The sequence below is a fragment of the Vibrio bathopelagicus genome (assembly GCF_014879975.1).
Taxonomy (GTDB): domain Bacteria; phylum Pseudomonadota; class Gammaproteobacteria; order Enterobacterales; family Vibrionaceae; genus Vibrio; species Vibrio bathopelagicus.
Map to the genome: position 1 here is coordinate 2,713,152 of NZ_CP062500.1, position 23,368 is coordinate 2,736,519.

24 protein-coding genes are annotated in these 23,368 nt (G+C 43.3%); 14 read left to right on the plus strand and 10 right to left on the minus strand.

From position 1 onward, the window contains the following. Window positions 1-5 precede the first annotated feature (5 nt). From IHV80_RS11925 to IHV80_RS11945, 5 genes are all read left to right on the plus strand, one after another. Window positions 6-833 (plus strand): SDR family oxidoreductase, encoded by an 828-nt coding sequence (locus IHV80_RS11925; RefSeq protein WP_192889180.1) that lies wholly within the window; start codon window positions 6-8, stop codon window positions 831-833. A 393-nt stretch (window positions 834-1,226) separates the two neighbouring features. After that, complete coding sequence (locus tag IHV80_RS11930) at window positions 1,227-2,081, plus strand: co-chaperone YbbN (protein ID WP_192889181.1); 855 nt, start codon at window positions 1,227-1,229, stop codon at window positions 2,079-2,081. Between the two features lie 211 nt (window positions 2,082-2,292). Next, on the plus strand, window positions 2,293-3,222 hold the full coding sequence (locus tag IHV80_RS11935; protein WP_192889182.1) for an SPFH domain-containing protein: 930 nt from the start codon (window positions 2,293-2,295) through the stop codon (window positions 3,220-3,222). 3 nt (window positions 3,223-3,225) lie between these two features. Continuing rightward, window positions 3,226-3,675: an NfeD family protein gene (locus IHV80_RS11940; protein ID WP_192889183.1), complete on the plus strand. Its 450-nt coding sequence runs from the start codon at window positions 3,226-3,228 to the stop codon at window positions 3,673-3,675. A 319-nt stretch (window positions 3,676-3,994) separates the two neighbouring features. Further along, entirely contained in the window at window positions 3,995-4,174 is a 180-nt protein-coding gene (locus tag IHV80_RS11945; protein WP_017061927.1) for a hypothetical protein, read from the plus strand. An 83-nt stretch (window positions 4,175-4,257) separates the two neighbouring features. Here IHV80_RS11945 and cueR read toward each other — a convergent pair whose 3' ends face one another. From cueR to zipA, 5 genes are all read right to left on the minus strand, one after another. Next, window positions 4,258-4,650, minus strand: a complete 393-nt coding sequence (gene cueR, locus IHV80_RS11950; RefSeq protein WP_065110942.1) for a Cu(I)-responsive transcriptional regulator — start codon at window positions 4,648-4,650, stop codon at window positions 4,258-4,260. 103 nt (window positions 4,651-4,753) lie between these two features. After that, window positions 4,754-5,557 carry a DUF2057 family protein gene (locus tag IHV80_RS11955; RefSeq protein ID WP_192889184.1) on the minus strand — a complete coding sequence of 268 codons (804 nt, stop codon included), beginning with the start codon at window positions 5,555-5,557 and terminating at the stop codon, window positions 4,754-4,756. 98 nt (window positions 5,558-5,655) lie between these two features. Further along, window positions 5,656-6,792 carry a porin gene (locus IHV80_RS11960; protein WP_192889185.1) on the minus strand — a complete coding sequence of 379 codons (1,137 nt, stop codon included), beginning with the start codon at window positions 6,790-6,792 and terminating at the stop codon, window positions 5,656-5,658. Between the two features lie 525 nt (window positions 6,793-7,317). After that, the gene (gene ligA, locus IHV80_RS11965; protein ID WP_192889186.1) at window positions 7,318-9,330 is read right to left on the minus strand and encodes an NAD-dependent DNA ligase LigA; all 2,013 of its coding nucleotides are present in this window, start codon (window positions 9,328-9,330) and stop codon (window positions 7,318-7,320) included. Between the two features lie 92 nt (window positions 9,331-9,422). After that, window positions 9,423-10,466 carry a cell division protein ZipA gene (zipA, locus tag IHV80_RS11970; RefSeq protein ID WP_192889187.1) on the minus strand — a complete coding sequence of 348 codons (1,044 nt, stop codon included), beginning with the start codon at window positions 10,464-10,466 and terminating at the stop codon, window positions 9,423-9,425. Window positions 10,467-10,695: 229 nt separating this feature from the next. On the opposite strand from zipA, the gene cysZ reads away from it, so the two are divergent. The 5 genes from cysZ to crr all read left to right on the plus strand — a co-directional run bounded on the left by cysZ (window position 10,696) and on the right by crr (window position 15,684). Further along, on the plus strand, window positions 10,696-11,454 hold the full coding sequence (cysZ, locus tag IHV80_RS11975) for a sulfate transporter CysZ (protein ID WP_192889188.1): 759 nt from the start codon (window positions 10,696-10,698) through the stop codon (window positions 11,452-11,454). Window positions 11,455-11,677: 223 nt separating this feature from the next. Next, complete coding sequence (gene cysK / locus IHV80_RS11980; protein WP_192889189.1) at window positions 11,678-12,646, plus strand: cysteine synthase A; 969 nt, start codon at window positions 11,678-11,680, stop codon at window positions 12,644-12,646. A gap of 302 nt (window positions 12,647-12,948) precedes the next feature. Then, the gene (locus tag IHV80_RS11985) at window positions 12,949-13,206 is read left to right on the plus strand and encodes an HPr family phosphocarrier protein (protein WP_004734263.1); all 258 of its coding nucleotides are present in this window, start codon (window positions 12,949-12,951) and stop codon (window positions 13,204-13,206) included. A gap of 137 nt (window positions 13,207-13,343) precedes the next feature. Beyond that, window positions 13,344-15,068, plus strand: coding sequence for a phosphoenolpyruvate-protein phosphotransferase PtsI (ptsI, locus tag IHV80_RS11990; RefSeq protein ID WP_114633877.1), 1,725 nt, complete (start codon window positions 13,344-13,346; stop codon window positions 15,066-15,068). A 106-nt stretch (window positions 15,069-15,174) separates the two neighbouring features. Further along, window positions 15,175-15,684, plus strand: a complete 510-nt coding sequence (gene crr / locus IHV80_RS11995) for a PTS glucose transporter subunit IIA (protein WP_004737851.1) — start codon at window positions 15,175-15,177, stop codon at window positions 15,682-15,684. Window positions 15,685-16,257: 573 nt separating this feature from the next. Here the strand turns inward: crr and IHV80_RS12000 are convergent. From IHV80_RS12000 to IHV80_RS12015, 4 genes are all read right to left on the minus strand, one after another. After that, complete coding sequence (locus IHV80_RS12000) at window positions 16,258-17,391, minus strand: flagellin (protein WP_192889190.1); 1,134 nt, start codon at window positions 17,389-17,391, stop codon at window positions 16,258-16,260. Between the two features lie 297 nt (window positions 17,392-17,688). After that, window positions 17,689-18,822 carry a flagellin gene (locus tag IHV80_RS12005; RefSeq protein WP_192889191.1) on the minus strand — a complete coding sequence of 378 codons (1,134 nt, stop codon included), beginning with the start codon at window positions 18,820-18,822 and terminating at the stop codon, window positions 17,689-17,691. 121 nt (window positions 18,823-18,943) lie between these two features. Continuing rightward, complete coding sequence (locus IHV80_RS12010; protein WP_192889192.1) at window positions 18,944-19,867, minus strand: Dyp-type peroxidase; 924 nt, start codon at window positions 19,865-19,867, stop codon at window positions 18,944-18,946. 65 nt (window positions 19,868-19,932) lie between these two features. Continuing rightward, the gene (locus IHV80_RS12015; protein ID WP_192889193.1) at window positions 19,933-20,394 is read right to left on the minus strand and encodes a DUF2919 domain-containing protein; all 462 of its coding nucleotides are present in this window, start codon (window positions 20,392-20,394) and stop codon (window positions 19,933-19,935) included. A 109-nt stretch (window positions 20,395-20,503) separates the two neighbouring features. On the opposite strand from IHV80_RS12015, the gene IHV80_RS12020 reads away from it, so the two are divergent. Then, window positions 20,504-20,848 (plus strand): DUF2956 domain-containing protein, encoded by a 345-nt coding sequence (locus IHV80_RS12020; protein ID WP_192889194.1) that lies wholly within the window; start codon window positions 20,504-20,506, stop codon window positions 20,846-20,848. Between the two features lie 12 nt (window positions 20,849-20,860). Beyond that, window positions 20,861-21,202, plus strand: a complete 342-nt coding sequence (locus IHV80_RS12025; RefSeq protein ID WP_192889195.1) for a DUF4156 domain-containing protein — start codon at window positions 20,861-20,863, stop codon at window positions 21,200-21,202. Window positions 21,203-21,269: 67 nt separating this feature from the next. Here the strand turns inward: IHV80_RS12025 and IHV80_RS12030 are convergent, their stop codons facing one another. Further along, a complete protein-coding gene (locus IHV80_RS12030; RefSeq protein ID WP_029223467.1) occupies window positions 21,270-21,557 on the minus strand; it encodes a winged helix-turn-helix domain-containing protein in 288 nt (95 codons plus the stop codon). 205 nt (window positions 21,558-21,762) lie between these two features. On the opposite strand from IHV80_RS12030, the gene IHV80_RS12035 reads away from it, so the two are divergent. Together IHV80_RS12035 and dapE are read left to right on the plus strand one after the other, a co-directional pair. After that, entirely contained in the window at window positions 21,763-22,110 is a 348-nt protein-coding gene (locus tag IHV80_RS12035) for an ArsC family reductase (RefSeq protein ID WP_192889196.1), read from the plus strand. A gap of 98 nt (window positions 22,111-22,208) precedes the next feature. Continuing rightward, complete coding sequence (gene dapE, locus IHV80_RS12040) at window positions 22,209-23,345, plus strand: succinyl-diaminopimelate desuccinylase (RefSeq protein WP_192889197.1); 1,137 nt, start codon at window positions 22,209-22,211, stop codon at window positions 23,343-23,345. Window positions 23,346-23,368: the final 23 nt, after the last annotated feature.

Below are 23,368 nucleotides of genomic sequence, written 5' to 3' on the forward strand. Positions count from 1 at the left end.
TAAGCGTGAACAAGTCGATTCTTATTACTGGTTGTTCAACGGGTATTGGTTACACATGCGCTCATGCGCTTCAAAAGCGTGGTTTTCATGTCATTGCATCGTGTCGTCATCCGCAAGATGTGCAGCGTCTGCAAGATGAAGGACTGACCTGCATACAGCTCGACCTTTCTGATCAAGAAAGCATTGAACAAGCTGCACTGCTTGCTATTGAGCTGGCACCTAACGGATTGTATGGCTTATTCAACAACGGCGCTTATGGTCAAGCAGGAGCCTTAGAAGACTTGCCGACACAAGGGCTCAAAGAACAGTTCGAAACGAATTTCTTTGGTTGGCACCATCTTGTTTGTCAAATCCTTCCGCACATGCGCGAGCGCGGCGAAGGTCGCATCGTTCAAAACAGTTCAGTCCTAGGCTTTGCTGCAATGAAATATCGTGGCGCTTACAACGCTTCGAAGTTCGCGCTTGAAGGATGGACAGATACGTTACGTTTAGAACTGCATGGTAGCGGTATACATATCTCGTTATTACAACCAGGTCCAATTGAAACCCAGTTTAGAAACAACGCCCTGAAAGCATTCAATAAATGGATCACCATTACTGACAGCGCTCATCAGGAAGCTTATCAACAGCAAAAAGACCGACTCGAAAAAGAATCATCAAACAACGCTTTTGTTCTGCCTCCGGAGAGCTGCATAGAGCCCGTATTACACGCATTAACAGCGCGTAAACCTAAACTAAGATATCGAGTAACAACGCCGACCAAAGTCTTCGCTGTGCTAAAAAGGATTCTACCGAATCGTTGGCTAGACCCTATTTTGAGAAAAGCTGCATAATTTTCTAACTTTGAATGCATCGTCGCAAACTTTAATGTAACGATGTAATTTTTCCGTAACAATAAGATGTCATGATTTAGCCTATCTCATCGATTATCCCCAATTGATGAATCTACTTCTGGATATTTCATGACTTTAAACCGCCTGAATTGGGTTGGTGTGAGTCTGGCTATTACGTTGTTTATTCTGTTTTGAATATCTCACGCAACGCCTCACTAACCATCTCAAAGATTACGCTATGCCTTTCGTGTTGATATGCCAACTCTATCAACACTGAAGCATAGCGTTTTTTAATTTGTCTCTTTTACCTGAGATAACTAAGTTAGATCTTGAAGTTACCAGCATCTCCCCCCATATTTGCAACGTACCCACAAAACACCTCAAGGAACGTAAATGCAATCTCCGCATATTGTTGAACTTAATGAGCAGAACTTTCGTCAAGTATTAGAAACCTCAATGCAGACGCCTGTACTCATCCACTTTTGGGCACCAATGAGCCAAGAAAGTGCTCAGGTGATTCCTGAACTGCAAACATTAACTCAGCAATACAACGGTGCTTTTACTTTAGCTCTGTTGAATTGTGAACAAGAACAGGCAATTGCCAGCCAGTTTGGCGTGCAAGCTCTACCTACTATCGCACTATTTGTTAACGGTCAGCCCGTTGATGGTTTGGGTGGTCCACAAAGCATCGAAGCGATTGTTGAGATGTTAGGTAAGCATCTCCCTAATCAAGATGAACTCGCACTGCGCCAGGCTCTCGAACAGATGCAAGCAGGTGAACACGCACAAGCTCTCGCAGCAATGCAACAACTGCCAACAGAGTTGACGAGTAAAGGCGAAGTAAAACTGGCGATCGCAGAATGTTTACTAGAAACGCAGCAATTTGAGCTAGCAGAAACCCAACTGGCGACGATCCCTCTGGAATATCAAGACAACTACTACAAAGGCTTAGTCGCTAAACTCGGGCTGCATAAACAAGCAGCAGACAGCCCTGAAATTCAAGCACTAGAAACAACGCTTCAACAAAACCCAAGCGATGCTAAAACAGCCTCTGACCTAGCACTTCAGTACCACCAAGTGAACCGTAGCGAAGAAGCGATGGATTTACTGTGGTCATTCTTAGCGAAAGACCTCAACACGCTAGATGGTGATATGAAAAAAGAATTCATGGATATCTTAAGTGCACTTGGACAAGGCAATGCAGTTGCGAGCAAATACCGCCGCCAATTGTACTCTCTGCTTTACTAATTCGAACGCGAACAAGTTGATAATTACTGAGGAAAAATCACTTAGATAAATGATAGAAACCTCAGCAATCTTATCGCATAACACAAAGTAAAATGGGTCATAAAATCAAGGTTTTATGGCCCATTTCTCGTTTATAAATTTGCTCGAATTTTAAATATGAGCCAGTATGAGTAAAGAACTATCAAAAACTCACACTTGCAAAGGATTTTGTATGGCTATTGATACATTGATTACTATTGGCGTCTTTACTGCCGTCGCACTGCTCTTTATTTTCGCTGGTGTCAAAACCGTTCCACAGGGTAATAACTGGACTGTCGAACGCTTCGGGCGCTACACACACACCCTCCAACCAGGCTTGAACCTAATCATTCCATTCATTGATAAGGTTGGTCAAAAAATCAGCATGATGGAACGTGTGCTCGACATTCCAGCTCAGGAAGTCATTTCAAAAGATAACGCTAATGTCATGATTGATGCTGTCTGTTTTGTTCAGGTTATTGATGCGCCCAAAGCAACCTACGAGGTCAACGACCTTGAGCACGCTATCCGTAATTTAACCCTCACTAACATCCGTACCGTACTAGGATCTATGGAGTTGGATGAGATGCTTAGCCAACGTGACATGATCAATACTAAGTTGCTCAATATCGTCGATGAAGCCACAAACCCTTGGGGCGTCAAAGTTACACGTATCGAGATCAAAGACGTGCAGCCACCAGCAGATCTAACCGCAGCGATGAACGCTCAAATGAAAGCCGAGCGTAACAAGCGTGCTGACATTTTAGAGGCTGAGGGTGTAAGACAAGCTGAGATCCTAAAAGCCGAAGGTCATAAGCAATCAGAAATTTTAAAAGCGGAAGGCCAGAAGCAAGCAGCTATACTGCAAGCCGAAGCCCGTGAACGTGCAGCAGAAGCAGAAGCTAAAGCGACAGAAATGGTATCAAACGCGATTGCTCAAGGCGACATGCAAGCCGTCAACTACTTCATCGCACAAGGCTATACTGATGCTCTGAAATCAATTGGCCAAGCAGAAAACGGTAAGATCATTATGTTGCCATTGGAGGCTACGGGGTTAATGGGCTCAGTCGCAGGCATCGCCGAAATGTTTGCACAAAGCAATGACAAAGGCAGTAAGGACTAACTTATGTTCGAATTACTAGAACAAGTAAACCACTGGCATTGGTTGGCGTTTGGTCTAGCACTATTGGCTCTTGAGCTTATCGGAACGGCTGGCTACTTTCTTTGGATTGGTATATCAGCCATGCTCGTCGGCGCTCTTTTGAGTGCATTACCGCTAGGTTGGCAGATGCAATGGCTATCATTCGCCAGCTTCTCGTTGATCACCACTTGGCTATGGTGGAGAAGACAGTTGTCCAATGACAAGCACTCTGATGCTGGACGAGAGCTAAATCAAAGAGAAAAGCAGTTACTGGGACAAACCGTACTATTAACTGAAGATATCAAAAGAGGTAACTGCCGAATTAAGGTAGGAGACTCATCTTGGTCAGCAAGGGCTAGCCAAGATATCCCATCAGGCACTGAAATTAAGATAGTGGCGTTAGACGGAATAATCCTAATAATCCAGCCTTTATAGCTAATTGATATATAAAGCCTACATTATCGATAAATGTAGGCTTTAATAACTTTAGAGAGCAAAGAACAGTCGAATTATCATTACGATAGATTGAATGGCAAAAAAAATAAGTTCTTATTTCGTAAAGCTAAAAATTTTGGTTGAGCTAAAAAGGCATAAGAAAGTCTGACTTCTTAACCAAGATATATATGAATAGTGAGCCATGCTCTCGCTTAATTATAATTATTAAAAATGTTAAGTCCGTCCAATTTTTGAAATTTTCCTTTCCTTGTCCATACTTTTATTTATCTCAACAAGAGATAAACATAACGGAGTCAGTATGAGACATTTTCTAATAATTTTAACAGCGATATTCAGCCTGTCATTCGGCAGTGCTCTGGCTAGCAGTCAGTCTCCAGGTAACGGAAACATGGGGCCTATTGTGAAGTGTTCAGATGGAAACGCAGTCACTCATGTGCCATTGCTGATCTGCAAACACTATGGCGGAAAGGTGCTTTGATAGGTAACTAACGTCAGGCTAGTAATGTTCTTTGCTGCCTGACACACTGTTTGATTGCCAGATAAGTTTTAAAGAAAGATAAGTTATTTTCGGCCTGACAAATTATTTAAAATGGGGCATTCGTTTGAGGTATCTCCAGGGCAATCATGTACCCAAGATTGTAACTGAGCCTTCATCTTATTGAGTTCAGCAAGCTTCAACTCTATTTCATCTAACTTCTGCGTTGCTTTCTTTTTTACTTCGTAGCTTTCTCTGTTGGGATTCATCGCCAACTCAACAAGCGCCTTGCACTCATCAAGCGTAAATCCAACCATTTTAGCTCTCAGTACAAATTCTAACTGTTCGATGTGAATTTCGCCGTATTGCCTGTAACCATTATCGGAACGATGCGGAGGGCTCATCATGCCTTTACTTTCGTAAAAACGAATGGATTTAGCTGTTGTACCAACACGCTTCGCTACTTCACCAATATTCACTCTATTACCTATAATTCAAACGTTACCTAAAACGAAAAACCGCAGTACTGCTGTTATACAATATTGCGGTTGAAAAACATAGCTAGCGACTTACGTTAGAGGCTTATTCTTGCTCTAACAGCCAAATCATAGTTTGAGATTTTTCTTCGCTGTCTAGCTTATTGAACCAATATGAAACCATCTCGATTTCTTTTGATCCTTCAATTGATGCTGGAGAAGCGTTCTTACGATTTTTGAATGCCCAATCTGTCACTGCAGACTGCTCTTCTTTTGTTGCTTGTCCATACCAGTAGTTAACCATCTCTTGAGCTTGAGAAGCTTTTGGTTCTTCAGCAACAACCGCAGCTACAGGTACCGCAAGTGGGGCAACCGCGATCGCAGTATGATTATTTGCGCCGTTGTAGATCGTGTCGATATACGCTTTCGGCACAATGAAAGTTGTACTCATTACTGAGTTTTGTCCATCAAGCGTAAACTCTAAGTTCTTTTCTCTTGCTTGCTGAATATCAGCTTCGCTTAATGGAAATTTAATATATTGAGTCTTAGTACAGTGCTCGCTGCAGCTCTCTCTTGGGACTTGTCTATCTTCTAGCTCAAGCGTCTTTCCGAAAAAGCTTACGGTTTCGTATTCTTTATAACTCTGGAAGTAGCTAACATCCATGATAATTGAAGATTCTGGAGCCGAATTCTGTGTTACTTCTTTGTTATACGTAAAGTAGAGTGACGATTTCAGGATGTCCGCCCCTACATTCGCTTTACTTTCGGCAACGTAAGATTGTCCAGTTACCTGAATATAGCCACCTTTGGGCTGCACATCCGCCACTGAATCTGCAAAATTACTTTGTGAATCGAGTGAACTACAAGCTCCCAAAAATAATGATAATACAACTACACTAACTTTATTCATTATGACTAATTCCTTATGTTCACTATGGAAAAACGCTGGCAAAATAATTTACCAGCGTTTTGATTTTATTTAACTATTTTTAAGCTGATAACTTTAGCTTAGAAACCGTACTCAAGACCAACGCGAGTTACGATATCTGTATCAGCGTCACCAACAGTACGACCCGCTACACGTAGGTAAGGTACGAAACCGTTGTGGACTGCCATTAGCTGACCAGAGATGGTGTTGCTATCTGAGTTAGCTTCTTTCTTACCGTTAAGTTCAGATTCTAAGTTCGCTGCGTAACCCAGTTTGAAGCCGATTGGACCGTTCCAGTATTGACCAATAATTGAGTAAGAATCTTGTGTTTGCTTGCGGATACCGTTATCTAGCTCTTCGCCTTTAAACGCAGCTGCAAAACCAAATCCTGCAGGTAAGCTTGCTTCGAAACCAACGATGTATGCAAATGTATCATCATCGTAACCCGGAGTTACATCAGACTGGTATTGGTCCCCAGCATTTACAACTGTACCATCAGCCAAAGTAACTTTTTCTTGAGCAATTAGGTATTCACCACCAGTCTCAGCAACTACGCGTGTACCAGACTCTACCGCACCCATGAATGTGATTTTTTCGAAGCTGTACTTAGCACTTGCACCAACAAAGTTAGCATCACGAGTCGCTGCACCGCCACCGTTGTCGTTATCATCACGACCAACAGAAGCAGCAAAAGAGAAACCACCAAATTTAGCTGAATCGTAACGTACTTGGTTAGATTGACGATCGTAGTGACCGTTGATGCCGCCCCAATCGAATACAGAACCTAGACCAGGGTTAGAGAATGGCCAATCGACGATTTCGTATAGTGGCGTAAGAACACGACCCACACGTAGGTTACCCCAAGAGCCAGAAGCGCCAACAAACGTATCACGGAAACCAAGCACACCGCCTGAAACACCACCATGAGACCAGTCTGTGCTATCTACGTAACCAGATTCAATCTGCATTGTGATTAATACGTCATCAAACATCTCTTTATGAGCACGGAAGCCGATACGAGATTCATTCTCTACAGCGTAACCTGAGCTAGAGTCATTGTTATCAGTCGTGTTGTAGTTAACTAGAGAGATAGCTGCAACACCGTATACGTCAACGTTGAAATCAGAGTTGATACCAACTTCTTTCGCCATTACGCCTGTCGATAAAAGTGCAACTGTTGCACCTAGTAGAGTACGTTTGAAAATTTTGTTTTCCATGGAATAAAACTCCTAAAAATGGATATAGCTGTTTGAATATTTCCCGCCTAAAGTTGGCCGCCGTAGAGAGAAATACCTTTTCTTGTTTGAGAACCCTAAACTCTGAATTCTCTATTTCCTTTCTGGTTATACACATCGTGTGCATCCATGGCATTAAGACTAACTTCGCACTCAAAAAGATCAATGAGAACTTAATTTTCATCTAAAAAAATATGAGTTGGTGCAAATTTAGTAGGTACTTAGTGATCCAGCTCTACAAATAGATAAATCCTCACCACAACGACACCGACCTCAATAAAATCAATAACTTAGATGACACCTCGCTTTATAAAAACAGATGTGACTCGCAATTCTGATACAACTAGGATGGTATTTCATTAATGTTGAGCGGCATCACTGTCCCTTTTTGATAGTTCGTATAGGTACAAAATTCTCAACAATTAAAAAGACATCTAATTTGTAGCAGACACAAAAAAAGCACTCCCTTTAAAGGAGTGCTTTTGAGCTTTTTTTACCTTGGTTTACTTACGAAATAAGTGCAATTAGATCTTCTTCTGTTCTTATTTCGATACCTAAATCTTGTGCTTTAGTCAGTTTAGAACCAGCGGCTTCACCAGCGAATAAGATATCCGTTTTCTTAGACACGCTACCGGTTACTTTTGCACCTAAAGCCTGCAAAGCGGCTTTCGCTTCACTACGACCTAATTGAGATAATGAGCCCGTCAACACGACCACTTTACCCTCTAACGGTAGCTCTTGGTCATCCGCAACAGCTTCGATTGCAGGCCAGTTAACACCAAGCTCTAGCAACTGCTCGACTACGGCTCTGTTTTTCTCCTGCGAGAAAAAGCTCGTGAGATGACTTGCTACGATGTCACCAATATCTGACACTTCAACCAACTGTTCATGAGTTGCTGCTTGAACCAACTCCAACGTCTTAAAGTGCTGAGCTAAGTTCATAGCCGTCGCTTCACCCACTTCGCGAATCCCTAGAGAATAAAGGAAACGCGCTAATGTCGTGTCTTTAGCTTTATTAAGCGCACTCACTACATTCTGCGCTGATTTAGGCCCCATTCGGTCAAGAACCGTAATCACGCCCGCACTTAACTTAAAGAGATCAGCTGGAGTTTCTACCATTTCACGGTCGACAAGCTGCTCTATCACTTTTACGCCAAGACCATCGACATCCAACGCCTTTCTAGACACAAAATGCTTAAGCGCTTCTTTACGCTGTGCCTGACACACTAAACCGCCAGTACAACGCGCTACCGCCTCACCTTCGACACGTTCAACTGCAGAGTTACATACTGGGCAAGCATCAGGGAATACAATATCTCTTGCCGACTCAGGACGACGATCTTGTACCACAGCCACAATTTGTGGGATAACATCACCGGCACGGCGAATGATAACGCTATCGCCTACCTTCACACCTAAACGAGCGATCTCATCGGCATTGTGTAGCGTGGCATTACTCACCGTCACACCACCGACAAAGATTGGTTCAAGCTTAGCGACAGGCGTAATGGCTCCTGTGCGGCCAACCTGAAACTCAACATCATTAAGCAGAGTGATCTCTTCTTGAGCTGGGAACTTGTAAGCTATAGCCCAGCGAGGCGCTCGCGCAACAAAGCCGAGAGTTTCTTGTGCGGCAATGTCATCAACCTTAATCACCACCCCATCAATTTCATATGCCAGAGCATCACGGCGAGTCATGATATCTTGGTAATACGCTTTTACGTCCTCAAGCGAGCTTAGCTGCTTAGTTTCAGGACACATAGGTAAACCCCAACCTTTCAACTGTAGAAAGCGTTGGTAGTGGCTGTTTGAAAGCTCAGCGCCCTCTACAACACCGACACTGTATGCATAGAAAGCCAAGGGACGTTTAGCTGTAATGCGTGAATCAAGCTGACGTAGGCTACCTGCGGCGGCATTACGTGGGTTCACAAAGACTTTCTCACCTTTCTTCAACGCCAGTTCATTCAATTTGTCGAAGCCCGCTTTTGGCATAAACACTTCGCCACGCACTTCAATACGCTCTGGCCAACCTTCGCCTTGTAATTTAAGTGGAATCGAGCTGATCGTACGTACGTTTTCGGTAATATTTTCACCAGTCGCACCATCACCACGTGTCGCTGCCTGTACTAAGGTGCCGTTTACATAGAGTAGGCTCACAGCTAGACCATCAAGCTTAGGCTCACAACAGAAAGTCTTAAGATTTGCGGTTGGCGCTCGATCAGACATGCGCTTATTAAACGCATCTAAATCGTCATCAGAGAATGCATTGTCGAGCGAAAGCATTGGGATTTCATGAGCCACTTGCGTAAACCCATCTAAGGGCTGCCCACCGACACGTTGGCTAGGCGAATCCACCGTAACAAGATCTGGGTTCTCTTCTTCGATTTTTAGCAACTGTTGCATTAATCGATCGTACTCAACATCAGGAACCTCGGGGCTATCTTCTACGTAATAACGAACGGCATGATAGTGCAGAGTTTCTCTTAACTGCTCTAAGGTAACTTGAATCGATTCTTTCATATCATTCTCTGTCGTGATTGAAATATCAAAAAGGGCTCCCTTAGGAGCCCTTTTCTATAAATATAGATTATTTATAAGGCTAAACAAGACGGCTAGGCATTGGCTGCCGTCATAAAGTCTCTGATTTGTTTGCGATAGTCAGACAAACGATTAGGTGTCATTAAGTTACGTGACTCGTCCAAAACGTTTCCACCCATATCATCAGCAATTTTCTGAGCTGCACTCAGCATTACATTGAAGTTCTGATCAGCTTGACCGTAGCAAGGCAGCGTCATGAAGAACGAAATACCTCTCGTTGTAAAATCAGCAGGATCATCATGTTCTAGAGTTCCCGGCTGCATCATGTTCGCAACACTGAAAATAACTTTTGGTTCATCGCTAGATTGTGCAAAGCAGTGGTAGATAGACATCTCACCATAAGTTAGGCCGTTATTCTCCATACTACGGAAAAGTTCTGTACCTACGAATGGGATTTCTCCAGCACAATGAACATTAAGAACGATAACTTCTAGGCTAAGCTCTTCATCTGGCTTAGCTTCTTCAGTAGGCGCTGCGCTTTGTGGAGCAACGACTTCTTTCGCAACAAGCGGTTCACTTGGCGTCAATGCTTTGTTAGGAGCTAGCGGCTCAGTAACGGTATCAGTATTTTCTTCAAACGAACCATACTGCTCTTTAAAGCCAGCATGGTTTTCTTTTTGCTCGTCAGTCAATTCAAAGTTTGGAACCTCAGGTTCTGCGACTTCTAAGAGCTCTTCAGGCTCACTCTCGATCTGAACCGGTTCTTCTTTAACACTGAAAGAAGGAAGATCATTCAATTCGATGTCGTCTTCGATAACTTCTTTTGTTTGTGGTGCTGTTAGTGGGTCAGAGTCAATCAGCGGATCCGTAGCAGACGGTGAAACCGCAAAGTCCGGCTCTTTACGCTCTTTTCTGATTATCTCAAAATCATCTTCTGGGGCGAATGAACGGCTTGGGATCGTTTCAGCCTCATCTAAGCTATCGTTATCAAGCTTACCAAGCGGCTTATCTCCAAACTTTGCTTTCCCTTCTTTTTTACTCGTCCATAGACCATGGAACAATAATGCGGCGATAGCTAACGCGCCAACAATAATGAGTACAAATCGCAATTCCTGCATTTTTCGCTCTCAGCTTTCTTAGTCAACTAGCTATATAGATGCTGTCACTAAGTTGGGTTAATTTGGCCAATCTCACTACTCTATCAAAAGTAGCCACTGTTTTAGAACAACTTAATACAATTAGTTCCTTACATGGTGTGATTTTCGCCACGCTTTTTTTCTTAATTTCGGTCGAGTACACTAGGGATGTTTGCTATTTAACCAAATTCACATGTGACCTAATTTAAATATGACTATTGAATCTATTCCACGCTCAGGCTTTGGCTATTTTATTTTCGGAATAAAAATCGCTTTGTCACCGAGTATTCGTAAGTTTGTTTTACTTCCACTTATCGCTAACGTGTTACTCGTTGGTGGTGCTTTGTTTTATATCTTCTCCAACCTCAACACTTGGATTGAAGGATGGATTGGTGCATTGCCAAGCTTCTTGTCGTGGTTGTCATACATTTTATGGCCGCTACTTGTTATAACCGTCTTAGCCACGTTTTCGTATTTCTTTAGCACGCTCGCTAACTTCATTGCTGCGCCATTCAATGGATTACTCGCAGAAAAGGTAGAAGAGTTGCTTAGTGGCAAAAAAGTCAATGACGATGGTTTACTTGATGTTCTAAAAGATACGCCACGTATATTAGCGAGAGAATGGCGCAAGCTTGTCTACGTTCTGCCAAAAGCGATCGGTTTATTCCTACTTTTGTTAATTCCAGCACTCGGACAAACCGTTGCACCGTTTTTATGGTTTATCTTCACCGCATGGATGCTCGCTATCCAGTACGCTGATTACCCATTTGATAACCATAAAATCAAATTTGATGATATGAGAAACAATTTGAAACAAAAACAAGGTAAGACCTACAGCTTCGGCGCGCTTGTTTCTGTGTTTACGACAATCCCAATTTTAAACCTGATCGTGGTACCTGTTGCAGTTTGTGGGGCCACAGCCATGTGGGTTGTTGAATTCAAAGACCAAGCATTACACTCTCGTCGATAAACGAGCCAACTTGCCTTTCTGCGCCTATCTTTTGAGAATTCACTTACCAATAAAGATAGGCGTGAACTCTGCTACATATCTATATGATATAACTTTTTAATCCTTTTACCTTTTTTTCAAGTTGTTTAATCTAAATTCAAGCTGAACAAACATCGAAAGACACTAGACGGTAAAGTGATTGATATACTACGTTTAGTTCTGTCATTAAATGAAGGAATATCGCATGAGCAAGATCTACGAAGACAACACCCTAACGATTGGTAACACACCGCTAGTCCGCCTTAACAAAGTAAGCAAAGGTAACGTACTAGCTAAGATCGAAGCTCGTAACCCAAGCTTCAGTGTTAAGTGTCGTATCGGTTCAAACATGATCTGGGAAGCGGAAAAAGCAGGTACTCTGAAGCCAGGTATCGAGCTTGTTGAACCTACTAGTGGTAACACTGGTGTTGCTCTTGCATTCGTAGCTGCGGCACGCGGTTACAAGCTAACGCTAACTATGCCTGAGTCAATGAGCCTAGAACGTCGTAAGCTACTTAAAGCTCTTGGCGCAAACCTGGTACTTACAGAAGCACCGAAAGGTATGAATGGCGCGATTGCTAAAGCAGAAGAGATTGTTGCTTCAGACCCAGAAAAATACCTATTACTACAACAGTTCAACAACCCAGCGAACCCACAAATTCACGAGCAGACAACTGGTCCTGAAATTTGGGAAGCAACAGACGGCGAGATCGACGTGTTTGTAGCGGGTGTTGGTACAGGCGGAACTATCACTGGTACAAGTCGTTACATTAAAGGTGAAAAAGGCAAAGCCATCACTTCAGTAGCGGTTGAACCAGCAGAGTCCCCAGTTATCGCACAAGCGCTTGCCGGCGAAGAAATCAAACCCGCTCCGCACAAAATCCAAGGTATTGGCGCAGGTTTCATCCCTGGAAACCTAGATTTAGAGATTATTGACCGAGTTGAATCTGTAACTTCTGAAGAAGCGATTGAGATGGCTCAACGCCTAATGAAAGAAGAAGGTATCCTTGCGGGTATTTCATCTGGCGCAGCTGTTGTGGCAGCGAACAGAATTGCAGAACTACCTGAATTTGAAGGAAAAACCATCGTCACTGTACTGCCAAGTTCTGGTGAACGTTACCTAAGTACAGCCTTGTTTGCAGGCATCTTTACGGAAAAAGAGAACCAACAGTAATATGTGGTCAAATCAATTTTTCGTCCAAAAAAGCCCCGTTTAGGGGCTTTTTTGTTGATCCCTGCCCCACCTTTGGTAATATCAGCTCTGTTTTATTTTTCGCTTCAAAATAAAAGAAGCAATAAACAAATTCTGAAAGTCATGAGTACTCAACAAAAGACGACCATGGCTGGATAAAAATTTATAATCAGTCTAAGTTCTAACACGAACATAGCGTACTAGCCTCTAGCGAACTTACGTTAAAGCAGTTAAGCTGAACTGGTTACAAACTTACAAAAAATAAATTAATTGGGGTATATCAAATGTACGAGAAGCAAGTAGAAATCACAGCAGAAAACGGCCTTCACACACGTCCAGCTGCACAGTTCGTTAAAGAAGCAAAATCTTTCGATGCTGACATCACAGTGACTTCTAACGGCAAAAGCGCTAGCGCAAAAAGCCTGTTCAAACTACAAACTTTAGGCCTAGTAAAAGGTACTAACGTTACTATTTCAGCTGAAGGCCCTCAAGCTCAGCAAGCAGTAGACCACCTAGTTGCTCTTATGGATCAACTACACTAATACGGTCTCCTTCTTTCAAAGCCATTTTGCACAGCAAAGTGGCTTTGTTCGAAATAGATAGCAATAAGCGCGACATTTAGTCGACGACTTAAAGTCACACATTCTCCCGTTTACAGTTGAACAACTAAGGTAAGGCTATGATTTCAGGCATCCTAGCATCTCCTGGTATTGCTTTCGGTAAAGCACTACTACTTCAAGAAGATGAAATTGTCCTAAACACTCAATCTATCTCAGACGATCAAGTTGAAACAGAAGTTCAGCGTTTTTTTGACGCTCGTAACAAATCTTCTCAACAACTCGAAGTTGTAAAGCAAAAAGCACTTGAAACTTTTGGCGAAGAAAAAGAAGCAATCTTTGAAGGCCATATCATGCTGCTTGAAGATGAAGAGCTAGAAGAAGAGATTTTAGCACTCATCAAGAAAGACAAAATGCACGCAGACAACGCGATCTACACAGTGATCGAAGAACAAGCTGTCGCACTTGAGTCGCTTGATGATGAGTACCTAAAAGAACGTGCGACTGATATCCGTGATATCGGTACTCGCTTCGTTAAAAATGCACTAGGCATCAACATTGTATCTCTAGCAGATATCAATGAACAAGTTATCCTAGTTGCTTACGACCTAACGCCATCTGAAACTGCACAAATCAACCTAGACTACGTTCTTGGTTTCGCTTGTGACATCGGCGGTCGTACATCTCATACTTCAATCATGGCACGTTCACTTGAGCTTCCAGCTATCGTTGGTACTAACGATATCACTAAGCAAGTTAAGAACGGCGACATGCTTGTGCTAGACGCGATGAACAACAAGATCATCATCAACCCTTCTGATGCTGAATTAGCAGAAGCTAAGAAAATCAAATCTGATTTTGAAGCAGAAGCGGCTGAACTAGCAAAACTTAAAGATCTACCAGCTATCACTCTTGATAACCATCAAGTAGAAGTTTGCGGCAACATCGGTACCGTTAAAGACTGTGACGGTATCCTGCGCAACGGTGGCGAAGGTGTTGGTCTGTACCGTACTGAATTCCTATTCATGGACCGTACTGCACTTCCTACAGAAGAAGAGCAATACGTTGCTTACAAAGAAGTAGCTGAAGCAATGCACGGTGAGTCAGTGATTATCCGTACTATGGATATCGGTGGCGATAAAGATCTACCATACATGGATCTTCCACAAGAGATGAACCCGTTCCTAGGCTGGCGTGCAGTGCGTATCAGCTTGGACCGTCGTGAAATCTTACGTGACCAACTACGCGGCATTCTTCGTGCATCGGCACACGGTAAGCTACGTATCATGTTCCCAATGATCATTTCTATTGAAGAGATCCGTGAACTGAAAAAAGCAATCGAAGAGTACAAAGTTGAACTTCGCGCTGAAGGTCACGCATTCGATGAAGACATCGAAATTGGCGTAATGGTTGAGACTCCAGCTGCTGCTGCAATCGCACACCACCTTGCTAAAGAAGTGGCTTTCTTCTCTATCGGTACTAACGATCTAACGCAATACACTCTTGCAGTTGACCGTGGTAACGAGATGATTTCTCACCTTTACAACCCACTATCTCCAGCGGTTCTTCTTGTAATCAAGCAAGTAATCGATGCTTCTCATAAAGAAGGCAAATGGACTGGTATGTGTGGTGAGCTTGCTGGCGATGAGCGTGCAACGCTGCTTCTTCTTGGTATGGGTCTAGATGAGTTCTCTATGAGCGGCATCTCTATCCCTAAAGTTAAGAAAGTAATCCGTAACTCTAACTTCGCAGAAGTTAAAGCGATGGCTGACGAAGCACTATCTCTACCTACAGCTGCAGAAATTGAAGCTTGTGTAGAAAAGTTCATAGCTGAGAAAACTCAGTAATCACCAAGAGCTTAATAAAGTTAGACGGCTAAAAATAGTCGTCTAATTTGTTAGATTGGTATAGTATATTCTACAGAATAAAACTAAACGTTAGGAGCATGACACAATGGGTCTGTTTGACAAACTGAAAAAGCTAGTATCTGACGACAGCGCTGACGCTGGTGCAATCGAAATCATCGCACCTCTATCTGGCGAAATCGTAAATATTGAAGATGTGCCAGATGTTGTTTTCGCTGAAAAAATCGTTGGTGACGGCATCGCGATCAAACCAGCTGGCGACAAAATGGTTGCTCCAGTTAACGGTACTATCGGTAAGATTTTCGAAACTAACCACGCATTCTCTATCGAGTCTGACGACGGTGTTGAGCTTTTCGTTCACTTCGGTATCGATACTGTTGAACTTAAAGGCGAAGGCTTCACTCGCGTAGCTGAAGAAGGTCAATCTGTTAAAGCTGGTGACACTATCATCACTTTCGACCTAGCGCTTCTAGAAGAGAAAGCGAAATCTACGCTTACTCCAGTTGTTATCTCTAACATGGACGAAATCAAGGAGCTGAACAAGCTTTCTGGTTCTGTAACTGTTGGCGAAACTCCAGTTCTTAAAGTAACTAAGTAATCTCGATTACTTAACTGCTTTAATTAAAACGCTACCTAAGGGTGGCGTTTTTTGTGCCTGCTATATTTGTTTTAATGTCTCAGATAGCATTACTGACTCTCACACCGAAACCCTTCACCAAGCTCCCTAAACCAACCACACTCACCGTTTGCACCCTGCTATCAACCTAGTTTCTTATTAAACGCAGTTAATCGCGATTCAAGGCATTTCACCTATACATTAGATTACGCCTGTGTTTTTTAGCAAACAGGAGATCTCTGATATCTCGTTCTACTCGATTCTGAGATGACGACTAAATACTTCGATTAAGGTAATAAGCAATAGATCAATACTGCCCTATATTCGTCATTCCCTACAGTGAGGGACGAACGTGATAGGGAATCTCACTTTTGCTCCTGATCACCAACCCTACGATTTCCCAAGACCTTCTTTTACCAAATAACAGGCAATAAAAAACCCAGCCGAAGCTGGGTCTGTTTAGCGGCTCATCTCTCACCACGAGCTAATTTGAGGAAGCCTAACGTTAACGCTTATGATCAACAATGCTTATAGTCAACGTGGCCTTTCAATCGATTAACCTAGTAGGCTAAGTGCCGAGTTCGGTGCTTGCTTCGCTTGAGCAAGAATCGAGCTTGAAGCTTGAGAAAGGATCTGAGATTTAGTCATCTGAGTCGTTTCTTTCGCGAAATCGGTATCTTTAATACGGCTCTTAGATGCGTTAACGTTCTCGTTAATGTTGTCTAAGTTGCTGATAGCGTGGTCGAAACGGTTTTGGAAAGCACCCAGTTCAGCACGGTGGCTGTCTACGTACTTAAGTGCCGCATCGATAACTGCTACAGACTCTTGTGCGCCGCCAACTGATGTTACGTCGATAGTATCAACCGTTACATCTTTGCCAGGTTGCATGCCTAGTTCGCTAGCAAGGCTGCCAGAGAATGCTACTTCGCCTTCAACTTTGTTGTTACCAGTAAACATTTGTAGCTTACCGTCTTCAGTTACAGACGCTTTAACAGAATCTTGTTGACCGTTGATGTACGTTGCTAGCTCTTCGATGTCGTCACCCGCTTTCGCAGACACATCGATTTCTTGCGCTTGGCCGAAGTTATCAGTGAACGACATTTTTAGGTCGTTTGCGCCAGCTTGAACGTTCCAGTCTTTGTCTTTCGCGTTCTCAGTTTGGTAGCTCTTACCACCCATCTGAGCGTTATCAGAACGCATGTCTTTCAGTTGAAGCATTACTGCTTCACCGTTATCCGCACCGATTTGGAATGATTTAGTACCGTGAGTACCGTTAAGCAGCTTGTTGCCACCAAAAGACGTGGTTTCCGCGATACGGTTCAGTTCGTCGTTCAGTGCTGTTACTTCTTCTTGAATTGCTACACGCTCAGATTTTGAGTTTGAGCCGTTTGAAGATTGTAGAGACAAATCACGCATACGTTGCAGGATATTGGTTGTCTCGTTCATTGCACCTTCAGCAGTTTGTGCAATAGAGATACCGTCGTTCGCGTTACGAACAGCAACATCAAGACCACGACTCTGAACGTTCAAACGGTTCGAGATTTGTAGACCCGCAGCGTCATCTTTCGCGCTGTTGATTTTAGAGCCAGAAGCTAGACGCTCCATTGATGTTTGTTGTGCGCTGTTTGCGTTGTTTAGGTAACGTTGTGCTGTCATCGCTGAAACGTTGGTATTTACATTCACTGCCATGGTGACTTCTCCAATTGATTTTCCGGTATAGCGGTTTCCGACGTCTCGGAAAACCAAGTAGTTATCTCTAAGTTACTATTAATAACGGCGTGAATGCTGAAACCTTTAGGAAAAAAACAACAAAATTAAAGAAATAGCGAGAAAGGGGAAGAAAGCGTGACTAGCAGTAAAATTATCAAAAAAAGATCAGAAAAGCGCTAAAGTTGTCGAGATGTCAGTCGAGCGAAAAGTTGTATTTTTATTAACCAAAGGGCTTTAGTTAAGCTGAATTTCGTTTATAAGATTCGAGGTATTTCATTAACCCAGTAAGGTTAAGGCAAGATTCGGCGCTTGCTTTGCTTGAGCCAATATTGTGGTACTCACTTGCTGCAGTATTTGCTGCTTGAGCATTTGAGTAGTTTCTTTGGCGTAGTCGGTATCTTTGATTCGGCTGTTGGATGTCGCCAAGTTCTCATGAACGTTTTCAAGATTGTTTATTGCATGGTCAAAGCGGTTTTGCATCGCGCCTAATTCGGATCGATGACTGTCTACATACTTCATCGCTGTGTCCAAAATAGAGACAGCACGCTGCGCTCCACCCACATCGGTCACATTGATGTCATCGACTGATTCGTAATAACCCGCCGACATCGAAAGCTCACTGGCTAACGAACCTGAGAAAGAGATCGTGCCTGCCGTGTCTTCGCCTGACATATAGATCTGAAGTTGCCCTTCATCGTTGACAGAAGCCGAGACCAGATCCGTTTGACCATTAATGTAAGTCGCCAACTCTTCAATATCATCGCCCGCTTTCGCGTTGATGGTGATCTCTTGTGGCTGCCCAAAACGGTCGGTAAACGACATCGTAATATCGTTCTGGTCGGGTTTGACTTCCCACGAGTCGCTGGCCATGCCATTAGCGACATAGCTAAAGCCCCCCATGTTGATATCATCGGTGCGCATATTTTTCAAACCTATCTGCACCGCTTCACCAGAACTGCCACCGATTTGAAATGATGAGCTACCAAAACTACCGTTAAGAAGTTTTTTACCGCCAAATGAAGTGGTTTCAGCAATTCGATTCAACTCATCATTTAGAGCTGTCACTTCTTCTTGAATCGCCGTCCTTTCCGACTGACTATTCGAACCATTACTCGCTTGCAGTGACAAATCTCGCATGCGTTGCATGATATTGGTGGTTTCGTTCATCGCCCCTTCTGCAGTCTGCATAATGGAGATTCCGTCGTTAGCGTTCCGAACCGCGACATCAATGCCGCTCATCTGCGCTTCCAATCGATTCGAAATTTGTAAGCCAGCCGCATCGTCTTTTGCACTATTAATACGACTCCCTGAAGCTAAGCGCTCCAAAGATTGGTTCAGCATGTTGTTGGCATTCGACAGATTCCTCTGAGCCACCAGCGCTGAGACATTTGTATTAACAGTTATAGCCATAGACCTTCACTTACAAAAAGATGAATAAAACTCACGATTGCTCTTATATCGACCAATTCATCTAAAGCTTTAATAAAAAAGGAGCCCTGAGGCTCCCATTATTTATTCTATTTGAGGCGATTTACTTAACCGTTAATGCACTCAACATGTCAGTTGAAGGAGCAAAGTAGTAAGCGCCTGTCACCGCTTTAGTAAAACGAAGCAGTTGGTCTGTTTTACCATCTGTTACGCCGTACATGCTCTCTAGCATCGCATCAAAGTTATGACGAACGTTGCAGTAAGCAATGAACAATAGGCCGTGGTCGCCCGTTGCTGTGCCGTAAGGCAGGCTGTGACGAACAATTTTAAGACCCTTGCCTTCTTCTTTGATATCCACACGACCAACGTGAGACGCCGCTGGGACATCATCTAGCTCAATAGAGTCAGGTTTAGTACGACCAACGACTTTCTCTTGTGCCGATACATTCAATCGGTTCCAAGCAGGTAAGTTATGTACAAAACGTTGCACCATCACATAGCTACCACCAGCAAACTTACCTTCAGGCACAATCGCTACTTCAGCGCGCTGTGCGTCTTTCGGGTTTTCAGTGCCATCAACGAAGTCGGTCATGTCACGTGAATCTAGGAAGCGGTAACCGTAGGTTTCATCAACCACTTCAACGTCCGCAGCGACTTCAGATAGCAATTTACGTAGGATGAAGAAGTGCAGGTCATGTCGGTTTGAATGACAGTGAATCAGAACATCAGACAACGTACTCGGTGCAGTGACATCACCTTTGCCAAGCGCCGGGAAATCAATGAGGTCAGACGGAGCAGCTTGCTCGAACTTATCCCAAAAAGCTTTTGAGAACGCAACCGATGCCGTTAAGTTCGCATCTGGTTGAGTTTGGTTGAGCTCTTCGATTAGCGCAGGAATCTTTTGAAGTTCTGCTAGTACATTAGCAGTGTTAGCATTCACTTTTAATTGAACGTAAAGAGCGAAAGGCCCAGCTTCTGGCAAGATAGCACTTTGAACGTTAGGCTGCTCATTTGAGACATTAAGCATAGATTATTCCTTCCAGTTTTAGCTTCTAAGTATAATTGTGAATGGGACAAATGTTTTGATGAGAATCAGTCTTCGTGCTCAACCACTTTAAAGCAATCCCTAGCGGCATGACTATTGGTTAGAAAAAGCGCTAACCATAGGAGCAACAACAAGGTGATGCCATTTGACCAACGGAACCATCCGTTATCCAAATAGATTAAATAAAGGGTATGGGAACCTTGTGCCAAGATAGCCATCATTGTGACCCAACGCCCCCACGACACCACTTTATTGAGGCGCTTTCTATCTGGAGTTCTGAGTCCAAACAACCACATCAGTAGTAAGCTAGGGACACTCAAAGCAATTCCGACATAAAACATCTGGTGGTCAGGATAGATGATCTCGAGGATATCCGTTCCTGACTCTCGGCTTGCGCCCGCAACAATGAAAACGACCAAGGCTTTCGCAAGAAACAGCCAACCTAACCATAATAAGATTGGGGCTTTCAAAAAGCCGTGTTTGTCGTATTGTTCTATGGAGTACCGCACAAATCTCACTTTCACTTATTTTCAAACCAACACTTTAACGCAAATCATTCATACTTAACTAGGTTTGCGTTATCTTATTGGTTAATCCGTTTTAATTATCGAACTCAGTATGAAAAAGAAAACTAATACACCGTCTGTTGAATCTCAACAAGAAGCACTGAAGATAGCCAAAGCGACACAAAAGCCAGCTCAAACCAAAGAACAAACGAAGTTGATTGCTCAAGGTATCGAGAAAGGCATCGCACTTTACAAGAAACAGCAAAAAGAACGCAGTCGCCAAGCTGATAAAGCAAAGAAACGTGTACAGAAAGAGAAGCAGACTCAACAAGCTAATCCAGACGAAGAGAACAATGTAGACACGAGTATTGAAACGACATCAAATCACGCCAGTAAATTGCCGTGGTTACTATTGATCGCAAGCTGGGTTGGTTTCGCGATTTATTTGATGAAATAGCAGGGTAAACGTATGAAAAAGGAATTAGTCGCTTTAGCTATGACTGGCATGTTAATGGGGTGTACGACACCGACGACAGTCCCGCATAGCGAAGCTGACCAAGTACAAATGGATTATCACGGACTGATTGATATCAACAAGTGCGAGTACAAAGGGGAAGTCACAGGCAGCGAAGGCCACTGGTACAGCTATCTATTCTTCCCAAATGACACCCTGATTCAAGGCGCAATCAATGAGTTAAAATTCAACGCCATTGAATTAGGTGCAGACACCGTCATATTTACCCTTCCCCAAGACTTTAGTACTTCCGTCACTATGCTTGGTACAGCCTATCTGTGTAAAAAAGAAAATTAATCATTAAATCGGCATCTCGATATGCTTTGATTTTACGACGCCCAAAAGAAAGCCAGCTTTCGCTGGCTTATGCACTAAATCCAAGGCTTGTTGCTATATCGCCTTTACGTTCGATAACCCATTGACTATCAAATGGCCCCCAATCGGATAATTGGTAATAACCATCATTATGACGTCGCCCATCTTGAACAAACATAAGTTCGATACCGATCCCCGGTAACGCCTTGAGTACATCTTGAATAGTACGACGAGGCCAACCCGTTTTTTCGATGAGTTTAGGCACATTTGGCCTATCAAGGCTTTCCACTAACAATGCTAAATATAGCCGCCTTGCAAAAACAGGACTCAACTCCATTGACACCTCCTATATATGTGCAACTCAATTATTTCTTTTTTCGCTGACAACATGTTGAGGCTGATCAATAAGTCTCCAATAGTGACATTTTCTTACTGTTTTTTTTCACTCTATGAAATATTCCTCACTCTATTTTGTCTGAATTGCAGCTTCCTGATAGGATTCAACTCATAACAACGAAATAAAATCACCCAAAGGAAGAATAATGACTATCACTATGTTTGGCATTCCAAACTGCGACACCATCAAAAAAGCAAAAAAATGGCTAGAAGCTGAAGGCATTGAGTTCGAATTTCACGATTATCGTAAACAAGGTATCAACGAAGAGCTGGTAAAAACTTTTTGTGCAGAGCTTGGTTGGGAGTTGGTGCTAAACAAACGTGGTACGACTTATCGCCAACTGACTCAAGAACAAAAAGACACGCTAACGGAAGAAAAAGCCGTAGCTCTGCTTGTTGAGCAACCGGCAATGATTAAGCGCCCAATCTTGAAAGTTGATGGCAAGCTTCACATCGGCTTTAAAGCTGATCAATATGCCGCTATTTTTGCTTAAGCAGCCGCATAAAATTAAACAATAAAAGCGTTGATCCTCCCCTATTCAGCGCTCAACAATTAATGACTAGACGTTTTACTTAAACAAGGAATTCAAGGATGACAGATAGCCCAACTTTGGCTCTGGCAAAAGACCTCATTAGCCGCCAATCAGTAACCCCTGAAGATGCAGGCTGCCAAGATTTAATGATTGAACGCTTAAAAGCACTAGGCTTCGAAATCGAAGTGATGGTATTTGAAGATACTACGAACTTTTGGGCTCGCCGTGGTACAGAAGCTCCGCTATTTGCCTTTGCTGGCCACACAGATGTTGTACCTGCAGGCCCAATTGAGCAATGGAACACTAAGCCATTCGAACCGACTATCGTAGATGGTTTCCTACACGGTCGCGGCGCGGCAGATATGAAAGGTTCTCTGGCTTCAATGATCATTGCGGTAGAACAGTTCATTGCTAAACATCCTGACCACACAGGCTCAATCGGTTTCCTTATCACGTCAGATGAAGAAGGTCCTTTCATCAACGGTACGGTACGTGTTGTTGAAGCACTGATGGCTCGTGGCGAGAACATCGACATGTGTATTGTGGGTGAACCATCAAGTACTGAGTACGTCGGTGATGTCGTGAAGAATGGTCGTCGTGGCTCTATCACTGGCGATCTAACGGTTAAAGGCACACAAGGTCACGTTGCCTACCCTCACCTAGCGAACAACCCAGTACACAGCTCTCTGCTTGCGATCAACGAACTGGCAACGACCGAGTGGGATAAAGGTAATGATTACTTCCCACCAACCAGCTTCCAGATCCCAAATGTAAGTGCGGGTACTGGCGCATCAAACGTGATTCCTGGTGAATTTAATGTTCAGTTTAACCTTCGCTTTAGCACAGAGTTAAACAACGACATCATCGTTGAACGAATCACAAATACACTCGACAAGTACGATTTCGAATACGATTTGAAATGGACATTCAATGGCGACCCATTCTTAACAGACGCTGGCTCGTTGCTTGATGCTATTGTGGATGCCGTTGGTCACGTTAATGACGTAAAACCAGCACTACTGACTACAGGTGGTACATCTGATGGACGCTTTATTGCGCGCATGAAAGGACAAGTCGTTGAACTAGGTCCGGTTAATGCAACCATTCACAAGGTTAACGAATGCGTGAAAGTGGCTGACTTAGAGAAGCTAACCGACATGTACGAAAGAACACTAGTGAACCTGTTCGCTAAATAGTTCTTTCATCAGCGATAGATAGC